The 22034-nt window shown below is 47.7% G+C and carries 13 protein-coding genes; 12 read left to right on the top strand and 1 reads right to left on the bottom strand.

Going from position 1 to position 22034, the window contains the following annotated elements; translation table 11 throughout:
- Positions 1–98: 98 nt before the first annotated feature.
- The 12 genes from pyrD to NH568_RS05995 all read left to right on the top strand — a co-directional run bounded on the left by pyrD (position 99) and on the right by NH568_RS05995 (position 20327).
- Positions 99–1109 (top strand): quinone-dependent dihydroorotate dehydrogenase, encoded by a 1011-nt coding sequence (gene pyrD / locus NH568_RS06050; protein WP_253045612.1) that lies wholly within the window; start codon positions 99–101, stop codon positions 1107–1109.
- A 246-nt stretch (positions 1110–1355) separates the two neighbouring features.
- Positions 1356–1883: a cell division protein ZapC domain-containing protein gene (locus NH568_RS06045; protein WP_253045610.1), complete on the top strand. Its 528-nt coding sequence runs from the start codon at positions 1356–1358 to the stop codon at positions 1881–1883.
- A gap of 100 nt (positions 1884–1983) precedes the next feature.
- Positions 1984–4095: a bifunctional 23S rRNA (guanine(2069)-N(7))-methyltransferase RlmK/23S rRNA (guanine(2445)-N(2))-methyltransferase RlmL gene (gene rlmKL / locus NH568_RS06040; RefSeq protein WP_253045609.1), complete on the top strand. Its 2112-nt coding sequence runs from the start codon at positions 1984–1986 to the stop codon at positions 4093–4095.
- Entirely contained in the window at positions 4088–4318 is a 231-nt protein-coding gene (locus NH568_RS06035) for a glutaredoxin family protein (RefSeq protein ID WP_253045607.1), read from the top strand. The genes rlmKL and NH568_RS06035 overlap by 8 nt, the downstream gene beginning before the upstream one ends.
- A 1-nt stretch (position 4319) precedes the next feature.
- Positions 4320–6233, top strand: a complete 1914-nt coding sequence (locus tag NH568_RS06030; protein ID WP_253045605.1) for an ABC transporter ATP-binding protein — start codon at positions 4320–4322, stop codon at positions 6231–6233.
- 11 nt (positions 6234–6244) lie between these two features.
- Positions 6245–7966 (top strand): DUF3466 family protein, encoded by a 1722-nt coding sequence (locus NH568_RS06025; RefSeq protein WP_253045603.1) that lies wholly within the window; start codon positions 6245–6247, stop codon positions 7964–7966.
- A 651-nt stretch (positions 7967–8617) separates the two neighbouring features.
- Positions 8618–11779 (top strand): glycosyl hydrolase family 18 protein, encoded by a 3162-nt coding sequence (locus tag NH568_RS06020; RefSeq protein ID WP_253045601.1) that lies wholly within the window; start codon positions 8618–8620, stop codon positions 11777–11779.
- A gap of 48 nt (positions 11780–11827) precedes the next feature.
- Positions 11828–13417 carry a lytic polysaccharide monooxygenase gene (locus NH568_RS06015; protein ID WP_253045599.1) on the top strand — a complete coding sequence of 530 codons (1590 nt, stop codon included), beginning with the start codon at positions 11828–11830 and terminating at the stop codon, positions 13415–13417.
- Between the two features lie 19 nt (positions 13418–13436).
- A complete protein-coding gene (locus NH568_RS06010; RefSeq protein WP_253045597.1) occupies positions 13437–16079 on the top strand; it encodes a glycosyl hydrolase family 18 protein in 2643 nt (880 codons plus the stop codon).
- An 86-nt stretch (positions 16080–16165) separates the two neighbouring features.
- Positions 16166–18922, top strand: coding sequence for an Ig-like domain-containing protein (locus NH568_RS06005; RefSeq protein ID WP_253045595.1), 2757 nt, complete (start codon positions 16166–16168; stop codon positions 18920–18922).
- 177 nt (positions 18923–19099) lie between these two features.
- The gene (locus NH568_RS06000) at positions 19100–19810 is read left to right on the top strand and encodes a hypothetical protein (protein ID WP_253045591.1); all 711 of its coding nucleotides are present in this window, start codon (positions 19100–19102) and stop codon (positions 19808–19810) included.
- 106 nt (positions 19811–19916) lie between these two features.
- Positions 19917–20327, top strand: a complete 411-nt coding sequence (locus NH568_RS05995) for an MAPEG family protein (RefSeq protein ID WP_253045589.1) — start codon at positions 19917–19919, stop codon at positions 20325–20327.
- A gap of 15 nt (positions 20328–20342) precedes the next feature.
- On the opposite strand, the gene NH568_RS05990 is transcribed toward NH568_RS05995, so the two are convergent.
- Positions 20343–21962 carry a methyl-accepting chemotaxis protein gene (locus NH568_RS05990; protein WP_253045588.1) on the bottom strand — a complete coding sequence of 540 codons (1620 nt, stop codon included), beginning with the start codon at positions 21960–21962 and terminating at the stop codon, positions 20343–20345.
- Positions 21963–22034: the final 72 nt, after the last annotated feature.

Below are 22034 nucleotides of genomic sequence, written 5' to 3'. Positions count from 1 at the left end.
AAAATCTTTTACTTAGTCAGCGGCAGATTTTATCCTTCAAATTGGTTATGCATGAATGTGCTTGGTGTCATACGTTACTAGGAACTTAAGGAGTCTCCATGTTTTATGATTTAGCGCGTCGCTATATGTTCAGTAAAGATGCTGAGTGGGCTCATGATTTTGCACTCGGAAATTTACGCCGCTTCGCGAATACCCCATTAAGTATGGCCTGGTCACAGTCACTTCCAAAGAAACCGGTTAATTTTCTGGGTCTCGAGTTTGATAACCCGGTAGGGCTCGCGGCAGGCTTAGACAAAAATGCAGAGTGCATTGATGCGTTCAGCCAGATGGGTTTTGGGTTCATTGAAGTTGGTACGGTCACACCCAGACCCCAGGTTGGCAATGACAAGCCACGCATATTTCGTTTGCCAGAAGCCAATGCCATCATTAACCGCATGGGCTTTAATAACAAAGGGGTTGATAATCTGGTTGCGAATGTTAAAGCAGCTCGCTATCAGGGGATCCTGGGTATCAATATTGGTAAAAACAAAGACACACCAAATGAGCAGGGCAAAGACGACTATATCCATTGTATGCGTAAAGTTTTTGAGCACGCGTCATATATCACAGTCAATATTTCCTCACCTAATACGCCGGGATTAAGGGATTTGCAGTACGGCGAGGCCTTAGATGACTTGTTGCAAAGTCTGAAAAATGAACAGGTTGATTTGATTGAGAAGCATAAGAAGTCGGTTCCTATGCTGGTCAAAATTGCCCCAGATGTGGATGCAGTGCAATTGCAGCAAATTGCTGAGTCGTTAGTGAATAACCGCATCGATGGTGTGATTGCAACCAATACCACATTATCACGTGACGCGGTCAAAGGACTGGAACATGCTGAGGAAGCCGGTGGTTTATCTGGTCGTCCGGTACGTGAAAAGTCCACCCAGGTTGTTAGTGAGCTAAAACGCATGACACAAGGCAAGCTACCTATTATAGGTGTAGGCGGGATCGATAGCGCTGCAGCGGCAAAAGAAAAGCTTAATGTCGGGGCAGATTTAGTTCAGGTTTATACAGGCTTTATCTATGAAGGCCCTCAGCTGATCAAAAAGATCGTCACAGAGATCTAACCAGCTGTTCTATAAGTAATTGAATGTATTTGTAATTAATCTGTAATATTGTGGCGCATACAGCAATACTTCACTTAAACGATCATTTTTTCGCAAGGATGATCGTTTTTTCCTTATAAAGATCATTCATATAACGCGATGATCTAAAACAATTTGTTATTACAAAAATTTTTACACTGTGATAATTCGCGATATACTTCTGAACAGGTCTTAAATACGTAACACATTGATATCAGGAGGTCAGTTTTGCAAGCATCCAAAGAGTGGCGTTGGATAAGATGTAGCCACAGAAACAGACTGCTTGTGGACTTAGGCGACGACCTTCAGTTGTGTACGCCGTTTCGTCTAAGACAACTCACGGAAGACTCACTGCACAGTGTCGATATGAGTGTGGATGAGGCTGCCTTCTACCGTAATGTGTACGACTATTTGCTCGGATTTAAAGTCTGGTCCGAGCCCCAATGTTGCCAGATTGCACTCAATGCCACCGCTGCTAAATTCCATTTACTCCCCGTGCAAGCCAAAAGCTGGTTTTTTAAAAGCTATACTGGCGGCCAGCCTCTGGTGGATGCCGTTATCACTTTACATTCGAAATGCCAGCCAGGTGAATTCTTGATTGTGGATCATAATCAGGAGAGCAGCCTGTGTATCAATCTTACCCATGGATTTATGTTAGATGAGAACATCGAGCTTGAGCAATTTCAGGCTATAAAAGTGCTCAATGACAGGGTACATCCGCTTATTCAGGCACATAAGCTTACTCAATCAGCCTGATAACAACCCAATCATTCTGGCTTATGTCATATGACTAGGCTGCACACACCGCCGCTTGCTGTGTTATACTCGCTGCAATTGAAATTACTGAGTATTTACATTGCAGTTTATCGCCTTAACGTCTATCGGTATTGAAAACCTGTTGCTTGAAGAGCTTCAGTCTCAGGGACTTGAAGTCGTCAAACAAACTGTCGGTTCAGTTCGCTTTACCGCGGATAGCCTGGCAGTTCAAAAATTCTGTATGACCACGCGTTTCGCAACGCGTGTGATGATGCTGATTGATGAGCACGAAAACATCAACAACAAAGATGACTTGTATAAATTTGCTCGCTTTCAGGGCTGGCAGGAATGGTTTGGTCCAAAACAGACGTTTGCGATTGAATTTAACGGCACTAACCGGGAACTGAAAAACACCCAATTTTCTGGCCTGGTGATCAAAGATGCCATTGTTGATTATTTTCAGGACCTGTACGAGCAGCGTCCATCAGTCGATAAGCAAGATGCCAATGTTCGCGTTATCGCGAAGCTCAATAAGCAAAAGATTGCGCTTTATATAGATTATTCTGGTCCGCGTCTGTCGGACAGAGGTTATCGCACCAAACAGGGTAGAGCACCTATCCGCGAAAATCTGGCTGCCGCTTTGGTGCAGCGCAGTGGTTGGCTGAGCGATACATCAAAACCTCTGTTTGATCCGTGCTGTGGTTCAGGCACTTTACTGATTGAAGCAGCCAGTATGGCACTAAACATCCCTGCCAATCTGAACAAAGATTTTGCCTTCAAGCGCTTACCAGGTTTTCGTGACGCTAAATTTAAGGAACTGAAAACTGAGTTAAAACAAGCGCAAGTGGATAAACCCTTATGGATCATTGGTCAGGATATTGATGTCCAGGTCTTGGATACCGCCAGAGAAAATGCGAAGCGAGCCGGACTGGAAGACATCATTCGTTTTAGCGAAGGGGATGCCAGTAAACTGACCTGTGTTGCTAAGCGCCCGGGGACATTACTAAGTAACTTACCTTATGGTGAGCGTTTAGGGTCAATGGCGGAGCTGATTAACCTATATAGAGGCATGGGCGAGCGCTTTAAAAAGCATTACAAAGACTGGTCTTTGGCGTTACTTGGCACAGATGAAGCACTGTTTAAAACGCTGAAACTGTCGTCGAAAAAACGCTATAAGTTTAAAAACGGTCCGCTCGATGTTGCACTGTATCTGTATGACATGGACGAGCGTCAGGTGGCACAAAATGAACAGTCGGGGGCGTTGCATTTTGAGCAATCCCGGGCATTTGCTAACCGTGTTAAAAAGAACAAGCAATCATTAAAAAGCTGGCTTAAAAAAGAACAGGTCCAGGCTTATCGTGTCTATGATGCCGATATTCCAGAGTATAATGTCGCAGTGGATGTCTATGGTGACAGTGCTGTGGTGTTTGAGTATGCTGCACCGAAAGAAATAGACGAGCAGATTGCAAATAAACGCCTTCAAGACATCATTACTTTGACTGCTGAGACCTTAGATATCGACCCCAGCAATATTGCGGTTAAGGTACGTAAGAAACAAAAAGGCCAGGAGCAGTATAACGCGCTCAGTAAACAAAATCGGGTGCAAGTAGTTGAAGAGTTTGGCGCCAAGTTTAAGGTGAACTTGTTCGATTACCTGGACACCGGATTGTTCTTAGATCACCGGCTGGCCAGACGCTATATTCAGCAAAATGCCAAGAACAAACGTGTACTTAACTTGTTTGCATATACCGGCAGTGCGTCGGTCCACGCGGCACTTGGTGGCGCAAAAGCCGTGACTACCGTCGATATGTCTAAAACTTACCTGAAGTGGGCAGAAGAGAACTTCGCGTTAAATGAGTTGCGTAACCCACGTTTTAGGTTTGAGCAGGCAGATTGTCTTAAGTGGCTTGAACATGCGCAGGGCCAATATGATTTGATCTTCCTCGATCCGCCGACCTTTTCGAATTCAAAGCGTATGAAAGAGGTGTTTGACGTTCAGCGCGACCATATCCAGTTGCTTGAATGGGTGAAGAAAATTCTTAGCCCGGGTGGTACTTTGCTGTTCTCCAATAACAAGCGAGGCTTTAAAATGGATGAAGTCGGTCTGATGGGATTAGGCCTCAAAGCAGAGAATGTATCAGATAAAACCTTGTCGCCGGATTTCAAGCGTAATAAACAAATCCACAACAGCTGGTTGATCACCCATGGCTAAACTCACATTATTTTATACTGACGGTTGTCATCTTTGTGAGCAGGCTTATGAGCTGGTACTCAGGTGTGTCACCAGTGATCTTGTCATACATAAAGACATAGTGGACGATCCTCAGTTGATGGCTGAATATCAGACATCAATTCCCGTACTTAAGTCAACAGAGAGTGCCAGAACCCTGTTCTGGCCTTTTACAGAACAAGATATAAAAGAGTTGTTAAAGTAAGATGGATTTAATCAGAATAGCGAGAGCCCAGCTGGCTTTTGGTACTCACCCCTTGTTAGACCAAGCCGACGCGGTGATTGAAGCCGGAGAGCGGGTCTGTATTGTTGGTCGTAACGGCGCCGGAAAGTCAACCCTGCTAAAAGTGCTGGATGGCCAGGTTCAACTGGATGATGGAGAAATCAACCGGGTATCAGGGTTAAAAGTTTCACGGTTGGAGCAAGACCCGCCAAAAGGCGCACAGGGCAGTGTATTCGATTACGTAGCCGGTGGCCTGCCTGATATCGCCCAACTGCTGATTGACTATCACAATGTCAGTGAAGCCTTGCAGAGCGATCACTCGAGTAATCTTTTGAGTCGACTTGAGCGTTTATCCGCTGACATTGAAGCGAAAGATGCCTGGCGATTTGAAAGTCGTATCAAGCTTGTTTTAACTCAATTACAGCTTACGGCCAATATGAAACTGGAAAAGTTATCTGGTGGCTGGTTACGAAAAGTGGCTCTGGCAAAGGCTTTGGTGAGCGATCCAGATCTGTTACTGCTGGATGAACCGACCAACCACCTTGACATGAGCAGTGTTGAATGGCTTGAACAGTTTTTGAAAGAGTTCAAAGGCGGGATTGTATTTATATCGCACGACCGGGCATTTATCCGCGGTGTTGCGACTCGTATTCTTGATCTGGACCGCGGTAAGCTTATCTCTTATCCGGGAGATTATGCTAAGTACCTGGAGCAAAAAGCGCACGACCTAAAAGTTGAAGAGGCACAAAACGCCTTATTTGACAAAAAATTAGCCGAGGAAGAGGCTTGGATCAGACAAGGGATCAAAGCGCGTCGTACTCGCAATGAAGGCCGTGTCAGAGCCCTCAAAGCACTGCGGGTAGAGCGAAAGCAACGGGTTGAGCAAGTTGGCAAGACTGACTTTAACATTGAATCAGCTGAACGTTCAGGCAAATTGGTATTTGAGGCGCAACATATTGGCCATGCCTTCAAAGATAAACGCATAGTCGATGAATTCTCGACCCTGGTTATGCGCGGCGATCGAGTTGGCTTAATTGGTCCTAATGGGGTAGGTAAAACGACGCTACTCAAAATTCTCTTTGGTGATATAGCTCCGGATAAAGGTAAAGTAAAACAGGGCGTTAACCTTGAAGTTGCCTATTTTGACCAATACCGGGAAAAGCTGGACGAGGAGAAAACGGTTCAGGACAATGTCGCGGAAGGTAAGCAGGAAGTACAAATGGGGGGCCGAAGCCGCCATGTTCTGGGGTATCTGCAAGACTTCTTGTTCCCGCCAGCGAGAGCGCGCACGCCGGTTAAAGCATTGTCGGGTGGAGAGAAGAACCGCCTGCTGTTGGCCAAGCTATTCCTCAAGCCTTCAAACGTTTTGGTACTGGATGAGCCAACCAATGACTTGGATATCGAAACACTGGAATTGCTGGAAGAGATCATCAACCAGTACCAGGGAACAATCCTGATTGTTAGTCACGACAGGGAATTTATTGATAATACCTGTAACAGTGTATGGGCGTTTGAAGGCCAGGGCAAAGTCACGGAGATTGTCGGTGGCTTTAGTGATTTTGAGGCGTACCGGGCGCAACGGCTTGAGCAGCAAAAAGCGTTGGAAAAGCTCGACAAAGAGAAGCAGCAAGCGAGCGATAACAAAAAAGCCGCCAATAAAAACAAATCAGGCAAGTTAAGCTACAAATTAAAGCTTGAACTGGAAGCATTGCCGGGTAAAGTAGAGGCTCTGGAAAACGAGCTGGAAGAGCAACAAAACCTGGTGAATTCACCGGAGTTTTTTAAGCAAGATCCTGAAACGACCCAAACCGCGTTGAACCATTTGGCTGACCTTGAGTCCAAGCTTGAAGCCGCGTTTGAGCGTTGGGAAGAATTAGAAGCATTACAGAATCAGTAGTAAGGATTGAAATGAAATATTCACTTATGGCCGCCAGTATTATTTTCGGCCTATCTGGTCAGGCAATTGCCGCACCGTACAAACTCACTGAATTACCAACCAGCGACATTGGCAAAATGCATTATGTCTCTGATGTTAACGAAAGTGGTGACGCCATTGGCCGTGTGACAGGTTTATATAACTTGCCAGTCGACATTAGCTATATTGATTTTTCGGACACGTCGTTCATCGAATATTACGAACTCTACAAGGAGCAATCAGTAAAGAAAGGTGAAACCATCGAATTCACCTTAGATGATATAGAAAATGGTGACGCGCTTTCAACAGATGCAGATGCGCACACTTTTATGCTGAGCTATTTATCGTCTAATACGCAAAGTGCTAGCGCTGAATTTCAGAAAATCAGTTCTGTAGCTGGGCTTGAATTCACCGGTACCACTACTAATTTGATTGACATTTTTGATGTAGAGTCGCCCGACTATGCGGGACTGACACGTTCCGTCAGTAATGCAATGACTGCCATCGCGGCAGATGGCACTGTGGTAGCCTGGGGGTCTGCGCCTTTTAAAAAAATCACGTTTACCCCTGACGGAGAGAGTGAGGCAAAAACCTATTTTGTTCGTGACTGGCATGCGCGTGGGATAGTGATCTCTCCGGGTGGCAAGCGCGTTACTCTTGAGCCCCCGTTTACTGAATATGGCGGCTACAGCATTGCAAATGATATAACCCTGACAGACGAAGGTAACTACCTGATCGTTGGTCAGGCATCTGTGGGCTTACCTGAAAACAGTCAAACCACGATTACTGACAACTGTGATGATAAAGATGAGCCTGAAGCGGTGTGTATCTGGCGTCAGGGACGAGGTGTCTATGATCTGCGAGCTTACCAATGGACGTTGGATAAAGATTTCAATGTCATTGATACAAAAGATCTGGGTATTGGTCTGGAGCGTAAGGATGATGAAAACAACCCGTTCTATAGTTCTGCATTTGCCATCAATAAAGCAGGTATTGCCGTAGGTAAGTCCAGAGTCAGGATTGACGATAGCCTCAAGGCCTTTGAAGAGCCAGGCTATTATCAGGATGGTCAGTTTTTCACTTTGCGCGAGCATGATGACATTTATCAGGCAGGGTTTGCTGTTGATATCAACGACAGCAATGTGATTGCGGGATACGTAGGCAGGCAGAACCAGGGCACCTTATTCGACGTGACCGGGTATTACTACGACATGAATGATAAAAAGTTTGTAGAGCTCCCTACCTATTTCAATGGCTCAGACACTGTTGTGAGAGACATTAATAATACTGGATATATGGTTGGTGAAGGCGAGGTTGAGAAAAATGTTACTAGTCCTCGCTATGAAGGTTTCATGTATAAAATCGGTGATGAGAATTTAACTAACATCAATGATTTACTGCCTTGTAAAAGCGATGACTTTCCATATACCGTATCCGAAGCGATCCGCATCACGGATGACAATACTATATATGCAATTGCAACCAAAACGGTTGGAAAGCTAGACTCGCTGGGAAAACCAGATAAAGACGCGAATGGCAATGATGCATCAGAGTCAATCGTGGTGTCTGTGGTGCTGACTCAAACCGGTAGCACAGAGTTGGAGCAGTGTGCTGAGCCGGAAGCGGAAACGTACGAGCGTCAGTCTGCTTCTTTGAGCTGGCTATCTATGCTTGCGCTGCCTTTGGCATGGACACGTCGCAGACGTCGCAGATAGTACCTGTTAGCAAGGGCCCAATCGTCCGCGGCTGTGCCCTTGTTATTTGCCGGATTTAGCATACAAACACAGAGTTTTAAAACTTCTTACTGGTTTTTTGAGTGGAAACTGCCAGCCAGATCTACACACCTTCCAATATACCTTTAATTGCTCAGAATTTAGCAAGTTATTGTCAATTTCAGACATGATCGTCTGATCTGAATTGACAATTGACCACGACAAAGTATTCATTGCTGTTCTATTTTTACTCTGCTTTTTTATTCATTGTAAGCGAGTCTTATCTTCGTAAAAAAGTAACGGATAAAAAGACTGCCACTAAAGTGTTAAATAATTTAATTGTAGCCATCCTTACGTCTGTTCTTACCAGTGCCGTTTGTAAACAATAAATTCCAATCGGGAACGTTCCAAATATATTGTTATTCATAAAAGTGCAACAAATAAATAATCTTCATAATAAACAAGGGGGTAGTGAATTTCTGGTGTGTTCACAACAATAGAGGTTAAATAATAATGTACTAGATTATTACTTTTAACTAGTCACTTGTTATGTTTTTTCACATCGTTACACTGCCTCCGCCTGCGCCGATGATAGGAAATAATGTCATTTCCATTGATGTCAGGTTAAAAAATAAAACAAGTGAGGATGCATTTATGCAACTAGTTAACATAAAGACGCCAACTGTTAAGGTCAGTGCAATAGCATTGGCATTAGCTGCACACCAGGCCAATGCGGCAGTGGATTGTAGTGAACTACCGCAGTGGCAAGCAGGTCAGGTGTATACGTCTGGTCATCAGGTGCAACAAGATAACATTGCTTTTGAGGCAAATTGGTGGAATCGATCATCACCTAAGCTGCGCTCCGGGCAATGGCAGGAATGGCGCAAGCTGGGAGAGTGCCGGGGAGGTGAGCAACCCAATCAATCACCTGTGATTGACCTGAAGCAACCGGATGGTGATATGAAGGTGACAGAAGGTGAAAAGCTTCAGTTTGTTTTCAGTGCACATGACAGCGATGGCGTCGTCAAGCAGGTTTCAGTCTATCACAATGATGTTTTGGTCAAAGTGCTGGACCTGGCTCCTTATGTGCTCAACTGGAAGGCGCGTGTTGGTGAGCATGTTTTCCATGCCGTTGCGATTGATGACGATGGCGCAAAGTCGGTATCGGCAAAGCGCACTGTTCAGGTAGTTGCATTGCCGCCGGAAGATAAAAATACTGCACCTGTCTCACGCCTTACGGCTGAATTGCCCAATGAACTGGAGGTGGGTAGCCTGGTCCGGCTGACACTACGAAGTCATGACAAAGAAAATGACCGCTTAACTCAGGTACTGACGCTTAATGGTCAAGAGATTAAACGCACAGAACTGACGGAAGCGCAATATGAATGGTCAGCTGCGTCAGCTGGGCGCCATGAGTTTACTTTGCAGGCAACGGACGAGCATGGTCTGGTGTCAGAAAGCATCACGCGTACTTTTATTGTGAAAGCGTCGGGGGACGATAAAACCAGTCAGTTGGATTGTTTGCCGGCCGGTCTATATCGCACACCCGGCGTAACCAGTGCCTATTGTGATGTATACGATAGCGAAGGTCGGGAGAAGATGGGGGCTGATCATCCCCGGCGCGTGATTGGTTACTTTACCAGCTGGCGCCATGGCAAAAATAACCAGCCAAGCTATCTGGTCAATAATATCCCCTGGGACAAGATCACTCACATCAACTATGCCTTTGCCCATGTAAATAGCCAGAATGAGCTAAGTATTGGCGACCCTAAAGCTGAGGGTAACGCTGCAACCAATATGACCTGGCCAGGTGAGGTAGGCGCCGAAATGGATCCAAGTCTGCCCTATACCGGTCACTTTAACTTATTGAGTCGCTACAAAAAGCAGTATCCACACGTCAAAACCATGATCTCTGTTGGTGGCTGGGCTGAGACGGGCGGTTACTTCGATGAAACAGGCAACCGCGTCAATAGCGGTGGGTTCTACACCATGACCACCCATGCCGACGGTAGTGTGAATCATGAAGGGATACAAGCGTTTGTCGCCAGCTCTGTGGCTTTCTTACGTCAGTACGGGTTTGATGGTCTGGACATTGACTACGAATATCCGTCGTCAATGAAAGACTCGGGTCACCCTGAAGATTTTGATATCAGTAACCAGCGCCGTGCTGGCCTGAATAAGTCTTATCAGGTGCTGATGAAATCTTTGCGTGAAGCGCTGGATAAAGCGGGTGAGCAGGATGGTAAGCACTACATGCTGACCATAGCGTCTCCTTCTTCGGGTTACTTGTTAAGAGGCATGGAAACGTTTCAGACTGCACAGTACCTGGATTTTGTGAACATCATGAGTTACGACCTGCACGGTGCCTGGAATGACCATGTTGGCCACAACGCGCCTTTGTATGATACCGGTAAAGACACTGAGCTGAAAACCTGGAATGTATACGGTACCAATGAGTTTGGTGGTATTGGCTACCTCAACACAGACTGGGCCGTGAATTATTTCAGAGGTGCATTACCAGTCGGGCGGATCAACATAGGTATTCCCTATTACACCCGTGGATTTAAGGATGTGCGTGGTGGTGAAAATGGTCTTTGGGGTCGTGCGCCATTGCCTGATCAAAACGCCTGTCCGAAAGGGACAGGGATCGGTGAGAAGAACAAATGTGGTAACGGTGCCATTGGCATCGACAACCTGTGGCATGACATTGAAAATGGTCAGGAAGTCGCGGCGGGCTCGAGCCCTTTATGGCACGCCAAAAACCTGCAACATGGTATCAATCCAAGTTATCTGGCTGACTATGGTCTGACGCCTGCTACAGATCCGGATGATGTGATGCGAGGCGACTATGTGCGGCATTACGATGACATCGCTGTCGCTCCCTGGTTGTACAACGCGCAGAAAAAAGTCTTCTTGTCGATGGAAGATACTGAATCCATGCAAACCAAGCTTAATTATGTGGTTGAAAAAGGCCTGGGTGGCGTGATGTTTTGGGAGCTTGCAGGCGACTTCGACTACCATGCGGACAAAGGAGAGTACTTCATGGGGTCAACCATGACCAGTCTAGCCTACAACACCTTCAATCAAAGTGGCACAGACTACGCTACGGTGCAGGGCGATGCAGAATTTGTTGTGCCTGAGTCAGCGGTTGATATTCGCTTTAACGCCAAAGACTTCCCGGTTGGCGATCAGAACTACCCGATCAGACCCACATTCGCGTTCACCAACCACTCAGAGCTGGACCTGAGCGGGGCGACAATCAGCTTCAATGTGCCAGTCTCAACCTCTGCGATCTTTAAGTCCAACTGGAATGCTCGCAAAAAGCTGGGCATGAAAGTAGAGCACGATGCCAGCAATGCACGCGGTAACAACATTGGTGGTTTTGACAACGCATTCCATCGCTTCTCAATCACCCTGAAAAACGAGTGGGGTGGTCAGCTGGAGTCGTTTAAGCCAGGCGAGACCGTAAATGCTCAGGTTATGTACTACATGCCGATCACGGGGCCGGTTAATTTTGTCATTGAAAAAGGTGGCAAACAATACGCCTTCAGTAGCGAATATCCTCAGTTGCCTGTAGCGAAAAAGTCGGATGACACTTCCGGTGGTAACCCTCCATCCGGCAGGCTTTGCGAGGGGGTTGAGTTGAGTAATATCAATCATTACCCACAGTGGCCGCGCACCAACTGGGCCGGTACACCAAGCCATGCGCTCGGTGGCGATATGCTGATCCACAACGGTTACGTTTACAAAGCCAAGTGGTGGACCAATGCCACGCCATCCAATGGTGGTGCCTGGCAGCAGGTTTGCTCGCTGTAATCCTCAATAAATAGCGGTGGCATAGCTGCCACCGCAGGAGATAACCCTATGAAATATAATAAAACCCTATCGGCTCTCGCCGTGGGGATGACTTTGGCTGCTGCCAATCAGGCATTAGCGCATGGCTATATGGACTTTCCTAAGGCCCGTCAGGCGATTTGTCAGGAGCAGGGCGGGTTCTGGTGGCCAAAAGATGGTTCCAAGATCCCCAATGCAGCCTGCCGCGCCGCATTTTTGAAATCCGGTCATGTACAGTTTATTCAAAAGCATGAATTCGCTGCCAACACGGCAGAGTTTAACGATCAAAGCGCGGTTGAGGCGAATATTCCCGATGGGACTTTATGCCATGCCGGTGATAAAAACAAAGCCGGCATGGGTTTACCCTCCAAAGACTGGCAGAAAACCCCTGTGACGGTCGATGGTCAGGGGCAAATCAAGATCCGTTATCGCGCCACAACGCCGCACAACCCGAGTTTTTGGCAGTTCTATCTGACCAAGCCGGGTGTTGATTTTGAAAACAAAGCGCTCAGCTGGGCTAATCTGGAGCTGGTGCAAAGTCATGGCAATATTGACTTTTTTATGGCGCCCGACGGCAAACGTTACTACGAGATGACAGTGGCCATTCCCGAGCGTTTTTCGGGCGATGCTGTCCTGTACAGTCGCTGGCAACGGGATGATGTGGTCGGAGAAGGTTTTTACAACTGCAGTGATATTACTATCATCAGAGACGCTGAACCCCAGCCGCCACAAAGCTGGCATAGCGCCGGGTATTATCTGCGTCAGGGGCAGCAGGCCAATATTGGCGACACGGTCTGGCTGCGGGCGTTCGATGGCAACGGCAAAGAACTTATTCAGGAAAAGCTCGCCATTTCTGAGCAGCGCCTTGCCGACTGGCCAGCGTATTTTGCGACTCAGCTCAATGAGGCGTTTGCTGCACTGATCCGTATTGGGGTGCAGGATGAGCATGGCAATATTTACTTTGATGCAACCAGCCTGGCGAGTAATCAGGTTTTTGTTACTGATCAGACGCATAGCTTCAATCTCAGTGTGGTGGCTAAACCTGCGAATACACCACCTACGGTACACACCCCAGCAATATTGACCGTACAGGAAGAGCAAAGCGCTCATTTGCATGTGCATGCTTTCGATGATCAGCAAAGCAGACTGGATTTCGACTGGCAGCTACCGGCTCAGATCAGTTACACCGGCACCGGCTCAACCATCACCGTCACGGCCCCACAGGTTGATAAAGACACGCAGTTTAGTGGCAAGGTCACTGTTTCTGACGGACAGCTAAGCACTTCAGTCAATGTGATCATTGCGGTGACTAATCAGGATACCACTCCGACACCGCCTGAGAGCGATGCCTGGCAAGCGGATAAGGTTTATACCGGCGGAGACATTGTTAGCTTTAACGGCAGCCAATATCGCGCCAAGTGGTGGGTTCGCGGGCAACGTCCCGATACAAGCCATGCCTGGGAGCGCATTGCATCACCTTCTGAACCAAAAGACCAATGGCAAGCCTCCGTGGCTTACGCCGGCGGCGCAATTGTGCGCTATCAGGGTGAGCGTTATCAGGCGCGTTGGTGGACCCGAGGCCAGCAACCTGGCAAGCACAGCGTGTGGAAAAAACTATAACAACGAACGAGGAAAAAACATGTTTAACTATTTGATAAGTGCGGCTGCGGTCGCGTCAGCATTATCGGTAGCGACAGCAGTCGCTGCGCCATCAACCCCGAGCATTAACTGGAAGCCGCAAAACTACTCCTTTGTTGATGTGAACATTTATGGCAGAGGCTCCTACAAACAACTGATCCAGGCCAAAGAAGTGGTCGATATTGCCATTGAATGGAATGCCTGGTCGGGCAAAGGGGGTGACAGTTACAAAGTATACTTTGATGACAAGGTGGTCAATGAAGGACAGCTGGCGAAAGGCACCACCAGCGGGGTGATCCGCTTCCCTTATCATAAATCAGGGCGTCATGAATTGCGTATTGCACTATGTGATGCGTCGGGCTGTGCCACCTCTGCCAGCAAGCCTATCGTGATAGCGGATACCGATGGCGGACACCTGGAGCCGCTCAAGCTGAACGTCAACCCCAATAACAAGCAATATGACACCGACCCCAATACCGTGGTGGGTGCCTATTTTGTCGAGTGGGGCATATACGGCCGCAACTTTGATATAACGCAGCTCCCGGCGGATAACCTGACTCACCTTTTGTATGGCTTTATTCCTGTTTGTGGGCCGAATGACTCGCTGGCAGAAATTGAAAATGGCAATAGTCTGCGCGCGTTAAAGCTGGCGTGTGGCAGCTCTGAAGATTATGAAGTGGTGATCCACGACCCCTGGGCTGCGGTGCAAAAAGCCCTGCCGGGGATCAGCAGTAAAGATCCAATTCGCGGTACCTACGCACAATTAATGGCGCTTAAACAGCGTAACCCGGACCTGAAGATCTTACCTTCTGTGGGGGGCTGGACTTTATCCGATCCCTTCTTTGACTTTACCGACAAAGCGAATCGCGACACCTTTGTCAGGTCTATGCGCGAGTTCCTGACGACCTGGAAATTCTATGATGGTGTGGATATAGACTGGGAATTCCCGGGCGGTGATGGTGCCCACCCTGATTTGGGCGCTAGCACGGATGGCGAAACCTATGTGTTGCTGATGAAAGAACTCAGAGAGATGTTGGATGAGCTGGAAATTCAAACCGGTCGTGAATACGAATTAACTTCAGCCATTGGTACCGGCTGGGACAAAATCGAAGATGTGGATTATCGCGATGCTGCGCAGTACATGGATTACATCTTTGCCATGACCTATGACTTTTACGGTGGCTGGAACAATGAAACAGGCCATCAGACGGGTATTTACTGTGGTTCACACCTGAGTTCAGATGAATGCCAGGGTAATGGGTTAGATGAGCAAGGGAAGGCAAGAAAAGGCCCTGCTTATACCCTGGACAATGCCATTCAGTTATTACTTAAGCAAGGTGTGCCCAGTGAAAAGCTGGTAGTTGGCGCAGCCATGTACGGACGTGGCTGGGAAGGTGTTTATCCGAACAATGCGCAAATTGCAGATAACCCGATGACGGCGCCGGCCAACGGTAAGTTGCGTGGCAGTACGTCACAGGGCGTTTGGGAAGCCGGTGTCATCGACTATAAAGGACTCAAGGCACACATGATTGGCAGTGATGAGCAGGGCATTAATGGCTTTGAAGTGGGTTATGACACCACAGCCGAAGCGGCTTATGTTTGGAACCGCGATACAGGCACACTTGTGACCTATGACAGCCCGCGTTCCGTCAGAGCCAAGGGGCAATATGTCCGTGAACACAATCTGGGTGGTTTGTTTGCCTGGGAAATTGATGCGGATAACGGTGATATTCTCAATGCGATGCACGAAGGATTGGCCGGGAAAGTGACTGAGCCGGTACCAGTGAACAAAGCACCAGTAGTCACTATGCCGACTAACCTGACGCTGGCGGCGGGTGACATCTATATTCTGACTGCCAATGCGCGCGACCCCGAAGGCAAAGTGCTGACCTATCGTTGGTCAGGTGATGCTCAACTGAATCTGCAAAGTGAGGATGACAGCGTTATCGTAACGGCGCCGAATGTCGCTCAGGATGCGGTGTATACGGTTAACTTGCAGGTCTCCGATGGGGTGAACAAGGTACAGCGACAGGTCAAAGTACTGGTAAAAGCGCCGGTGGTTGAAAATAAAGCCCCCGTTGTTGGAGACATAGCGAGTATTAGCCTGGATGAAAAGTCCAGCAAAACGCTGATCGTGGATGCCACTGATCCGGAAGGTAAAACACTGAGTTACCAGTGGAATGTGCCTGGTCACACAATCAGTGGTCAGGGCGCATCTGTGACCCTGACGGCCTCTAAAGTGGATAAAACACAGACTGTGACCGGGACTGTGACCGTCAGCGATGGTGTCCATGAAGTACAACGTCAATTCAACGTTACCGTGAAAAATCTGGCTGAAACACCTGAGCCGATCCCAGGTGACGGCAACACCACCTGGGATGCCAACAAAGTGTATGTAGGCGGCGACAAAGTGTTTTACAAAGGTGTTGAATATCGCGCTCGCTGGTGGACACGAGGTGCGCTGCCTTCGAATGGCGGTGTGTGGCAGGAGATCATCCCAGACGATGGCAAAGTGCGTGCCTGGCGCAGTGACCTGGTTTATACCGGCGGTGACAAAGTAACACATGACGGCGAAACCTGGCAGGCACGCTGGTGGACCCGAGGTCAGACGCCTGGCAGTAACGGTGTGTGGCGCAAGCTTTAAATTAACCGCTGTTACGGATAACGCCTGTGAGCGCAGGGATGCGCTTCTAAAGATAAATAAAAACAACGAACAAAAAGAGTAAAATCATGTATAAGTTATCACCCATAGCTGCTTTTCTCGCTGCAGTGAGTGTATTTGGTGCTACTGCAAACACCGCACCGATCAGTGTCCACAGTAACAAACAGCTGGAATCTCAGCTGATAGAACAGTTGCAGCAGTCAACGCGCTTTTTCCAGTCCCGTCAGGCAAACACTCAGCCTGGCTTTGAATTTAAAACCCACAGTCGCAGCAAAGATGGCAAACACCTTCGTCGTAGCCAGTATTATCAAGGGGTCCGCGTACACGGTGGGGAAATTGTCACACACCATGACGCACAAAACTTGTTTAGTGTGTGGTTTTCACCGGAGGGGGATATCACTGGGATCAGTGGTTCAGTGGTACCGGCGCCTAAGCTGGATTCAGTTGTTGCGTCAATTGATGAAGCACAAGCACTGAGTACCGCAAAGGACAGTATTCCGGATCTATTGCTCACTCACGATGAGCAGGTTGAACTGGTGGTTTATCCTTACCAGGGCGGCTTTAGACTGGCATATATGATCACTTTATTTGCTGAGACAGAGCACGCCCCCAGCAGGCCGGAGTTTTTCATTGATGCACACAGTGCCGAGATCCTGAGTCATGTTGAGACTCTGACCCATGGAAAAATTGGCACGGGCCCCGGCGGCAATGAGAAAATCGGCCGCCATTACTACGGCGAGGATAAGCCTAAGTTTTATGCGACGGAGCGTGAAGACGGACGCTGTGCCCTGGCGCATGATGATATTCGCGTTATCGATATGGAACACGACATCAGTAATACAGAGACTTTTGTGTTTGATTGCCATGAGAACCAGCATAAGTCAGTTAACGGTGCCTACTCTCCACTCAATGACGCCATGTATTATGGTAAAGCAACGCTGGAGATGTTTGATGACTGGTACAGCAGTCGCGCATTGGAAGGCGATTTGGTGATGCGTGTTCACTACCGTGAAAATTACCTCAATGCATTTTGGAATGGCAAGGAAGTGACGTTTGGCGATGGCAACTTATCTCGTTATGGCGTGTATCCTTTTACATCACTAGGCGTGGTCGCCCATGAAATTGCCCATGGTGTGACGTCACAAAACTCGAAGCTGGTATACAGCAGTATGTCCGGGGGGGTGAACGAAGCGTTTTCAGATATGACGTCGGAGGCGCTGGAGTGCTTTCTGAATCAAGACGCCGATGGCAATTGTGAAGTGGACTGGTTAATAGGTGCCAGCATTTTCAAAAACCGTACAGCGCTGCGCTATATGGATGACCCAACCAAAGACGGTAAGTCCATTGGTCATGCGGATGACTACACCATAGGGCTGGATGTCCACTATAGCTCTGGGGTGTTTAACAAAGCATTTTATCATCTGGCAAATACGAACGATTGGGGCGTGAAAAAAGCCTATGAAGTGATGTTGCATGCCAACAAACACTATTGGGTTTACAATGGTAATTTTGAATCGCTTGCTTGCGGTGTAACGGATGCTGCCGAGGAGCTGGGTTACGACATTACAGATGTTGGCGCGGCGTTTAAACAAGTGGGGGTGTTTGCCTGTACAGAAAATAAAGCACCAGAAATCACCATAACGAATCCGGGTGAGGGCAGTCGCTTTAAGATTGAGTCAGAGTTGACCTTCAGTGCTGATGCAAAAGATGACTATGGTGAGGTTGCAAAAGTGACCTTTATGGTGAACGGTGAGCAATATCGGACATTAACCGCTGAGCCTTTTGAGGTGCGCTGGCAAAGCGGTGAAACCGGCATCTATCAACTCAGTGCTGTTGTAGAAGATAATGAAGGACTGACAGTCACTTCAGAACCCGTGCGGTTTACTTTAATAGACCCTGCACAATGCCAGACTCCTCAGTGGAGAGAAAACCAGGTCTATGTACAGGGCAATAAAGCCGCCTTTGATGGCTATGAATATATCGCCAAATGGTGGAACCGAGGCCAGAGTCCCGAGCATAACTCAGGTTCCTGGGGCGTATGGCAGCGCGGTGTAGAGTGCGGTGTCACTCAGGAGCAGCCAAATCAGATACCTGAATTGGCTTTCTTATCACCAGATAATCACCTGGAAGTGAGTGAAGGTAGTAAGGTGGCGGTAGCATTAAATGCAACCGACAGAGATGGCACAATTAAACAGGTACTAGTTAGCGTCAATGGACAGTTGCTGACTGAGCTTACTCAGGCACCTTATGCATTTAACTTTGACGCAAAACAAGCTGGAGAGTACACCCTGAGTGCGGTTGCCATAGATAACAAGGATGCCCGCTCCGTTGTGGCAATACGCACAATCAAAGTGAATGTAGCAAAAAGTGAGGCTCATGCACCAGAAGTAACTCTGAATAGCCCTAAAAATGGCAGTGAGTTTGCTCCGGACCAGCCAATCGCACTGCAGGTCAGCGCATCTGATAAGGATGGCGACCTGGCTCAGATCCGCTATTTTGTTAATGGCAAACAGGTGGCCAGTAGTCACACGAAACCTTACTCTGCCTCGGTGACTCTGAGCGAAGCGGGTTCTTATGAGGTTTATGCCGTGGCCAGCGATAAAGGTGGGCTGCAAACTCGCTCAGCAACGCACAAAATAAGTATCAAAACACAGACTCCCGGATGTCGGGCCGGTGTCTGGTCCGCCAATACGGTTTATACCGCTGGCGATCAGGTGAGTTACAAAGATCGATTGTTCGAAGCCAAGTGGTGGACACGCAATCAGAATCCGGCCGACAACTCCAGCCGCTGGGCAGTGTGGAAAGTAATGGGGGCATGTAACTAAACTAACATAGGGGCCGGATCCGTCAATGACGTCAGGCCCTCTTTAAAATGGTCTGCACAATCACAACCAGAGCACGGTGTTTTATTGCGCAAAGGGTAACATTTAATAACACACAAGCCATTGTTACCCATACATATCCAGATACAATATGGCGAATTTTCAGTTTAAGGATAACACATGATGAGGATAAAAACACTGGGTGCATTGGCGCTGGCTAGCATGTTAACAGGCTGCGGTTCAGGCAGCGACGGAACGACTCCCGGGCAGGGGATACCACCCAAGCCCACCGAGAAAAATTCAAAAACGGTCACCCAAGGGTTTGAGGTTCACATTTTCAATCGAATGGCGGAACAGGACATACAAAACCCAGAATATAATCGAGACACACCGTATCAGGTAGCTGAGGAAGTGACCTATCAGGACATTGTTTTTGGGCTGGACACTCAAACGATGTCGGTCACAACAGCATCCTGGCTTGATATACCTCATTCGTTTTCATTGATCAAAAAAGCCTATGCTTTGTCGCCCGTACCGCCTCAAACAGAAGAGAACATCGTCTCAATTGACATTACTTCAGCGTCCGATTTTAGCCAGGCATATCCGTCGGGTAGCAATCTTAATGCTCTATTCTCGGTAACTTACGCTGATGCACTGAATAAGTACTACTCCTACAAAAACGAGACGAAAACCTTTTTTACGGTTGAGGAGTATGTGCAATATGGTCGGGCTAATGGCGGGCTAAATGCCGGGTTTACACGCAATCTGGTGTTGAATAGCGGGCCAGACTACCCTGTGAATATGACTTTTTATATCGAGATTGAGTTGGATAATGGCAAAATCTTCTCTCTTGAAACACAAGAAGTGGCCTTTAAAGGCGTGGATAATTAAAGGGAATTAAGTAACCGCCATGGGGTCATATGAACGTCCGATTGACCCCAGATGCAATCCGAGTCACAGTATCTGCACCCAAGTTATAAACAAACAGGAACCTTACATGGCAGAACTATTGGCGCCATATCAGCTTAGCATTTTGGTACTCGGACTGTCGGGTGCATTATTCTTAATTCAACTGGCGATTGTCGATATTGTCGCCATTAAGCAAAAGCACCCACCGGGAGTTGCAGTTGCTCAGGACCCGGATGACTGGTTATTTCGTTGCAACCGGGTATTTGCGAACAGTAATGAGACGGTCGGTATATTCGTGTTAGTCATACTCTTTGCCATGTTTTCCGGTGCGGATCCCAGGTGGCTGAATACAATAGCCTTAACCTACCTTTTCTCTAGGGTAGGGCACATGTTGTGTTACTACTTCGGCCAGAAAATATTGCGCAGCGTTGCATTTGGCGTCTGTTATCTGAGCCTGCTGGGGATATTTATCATTGGGTTATCAGCCTGGCTAAATTAAGCATGGGGTTTAAACTCATAATTTAAACTGGCTGGTTGCTGCGACCAGCCTGTCTGATGCTTCGTGCAGTCTGTGCGATACATCGTCAAGGTCAGCAAATGATGCATGTACCTGCTGTTGCCCTTCGTTCATCTGTTCAATGGTATCGGCAACCTGTGCGGCAACAGAGCTTTGCTGTTCTGTGGCCGACGCAATTTGATTATTCATCAACGTAATATTGGCAATCTTAGACTGTATCTCTTCCAGTGCTTGTCCTGCTTTTAATGCCCGACTTTCATTACTTGCGGCTTGTTCATCGGCCTGGCTCATCATTTTAACACTATGATCTGCCGCGTTTTGCAAGGAATCGAGCAGGGAGCGGATTTCAGTGGTGGCATCACCGGTTCGAGATGCCAGAGTTCTGACTTCGTCAGCGACGACAGCAAAACCACGACCTTGTTCACCAGCCCGAGCGGCTTCAATGGCCGCATTAAGTGCGAGCAGGTTCGTTTGTTCCGCGATGGAGCTGATGACATCCAGGATAGACGACACGTTACCAGTGCCTTTGGCAAGGTCATTGACGGCCTCGGCGGCATGACTGATCTGTTGGTTTAATTCCTTGGAATTGGCAATGGTGTCTGTAACTGCAGTCAGGCCGTTGTGGGCTTCCTGCTCGGTTTCATGTGCTGCGGTATTTGCCGCAGAGGCCGCTTCACTGATGCTGGCGATAGACTGAATAAGTTCATTGATAGATTGTTGTGTCTGTGATGCCTGAGCTGACTGAGTATTAGTAACTTCTCTCACTTTTTCGGTACTATGAACCAATTTTTCTGAGGTATCTAACAAAGGTTGAGAAACCGACATCACGCCGTTAATGGCCGAGGTCAGCGTATCCATAAACTTATTGAAGTTTTGCGCGGTGAGACCGAGCTCATCTTTGCCCAATACTTTTATACGTTGGTTCAAATCACCGTGTCCTTCTGCAAGTTCACGTAAAGATGATCTGAGTTCATTGGCGGTAAAGCTGATATTACGCGCCACCGACAGAGCCACAACTACAAGTAGGATGGTCAGCACCACGCCGGATTGAATCGACATCCATAGGCCGTCATTGCCGCTTTGATAGGCCTTCTTAATGGTTGACTGAAAAAGTGCATCTACGTTTTGCTGATAAGCGCTCAGATCGCTATCGGTTTGCTCAAACAGCTCCGATTTTTGTTTTGCTTTGGCAGGTAAGGTACTGAAGTCTATGGTGTCGTTGATCATGCCCTGCGCGATCTGCTCGGACAGCGCCTTATATTCGTCAATTGTGTTGAGTTGGCGCTGAATTTGTGTGGCATTGTCAAGGTCCAGCACGCGCAGTTCATCCAGGTTGGCTTTCAAGTCTTGCACCGTTTGAGACGCCTGATTCAACACGTCATTGTCTGCAAACGAGACGGCCTGACTGTAGAGCTCATCTGCGCGGCGGATAAGCACACTATTTATGGTGGATAACTGGACGGTTTTGTAAATTTGCTTTTCCAGCAACATAAGCTCTTTTTGTGTGCTTTTAAAGGCGAAGAAGTTAATTAACAGGTTCGCTGTAAATACGGATACCGACAGAGCGACGATTAGACAAACTTTGTAAAATAACGGTAGGTTTTTAAACCATTGCATAACCTTAATCTCCAAGGGAGGTGCTGTATTTATATCTGCACCACAGCCCCGTTGTGCGCCGATAAGTTGTTC

Source organism: Pseudoalteromonas sp. XMcav2-N (assembly GCF_024124545.1).
Taxonomy (GTDB): domain Bacteria; phylum Pseudomonadota; class Gammaproteobacteria; order Enterobacterales; family Alteromonadaceae; genus Pseudoalteromonas.
Note: the sequence above shows the minus strand (reverse complement) of the source record. Positions and strands in the feature narration are given on the sequence as shown.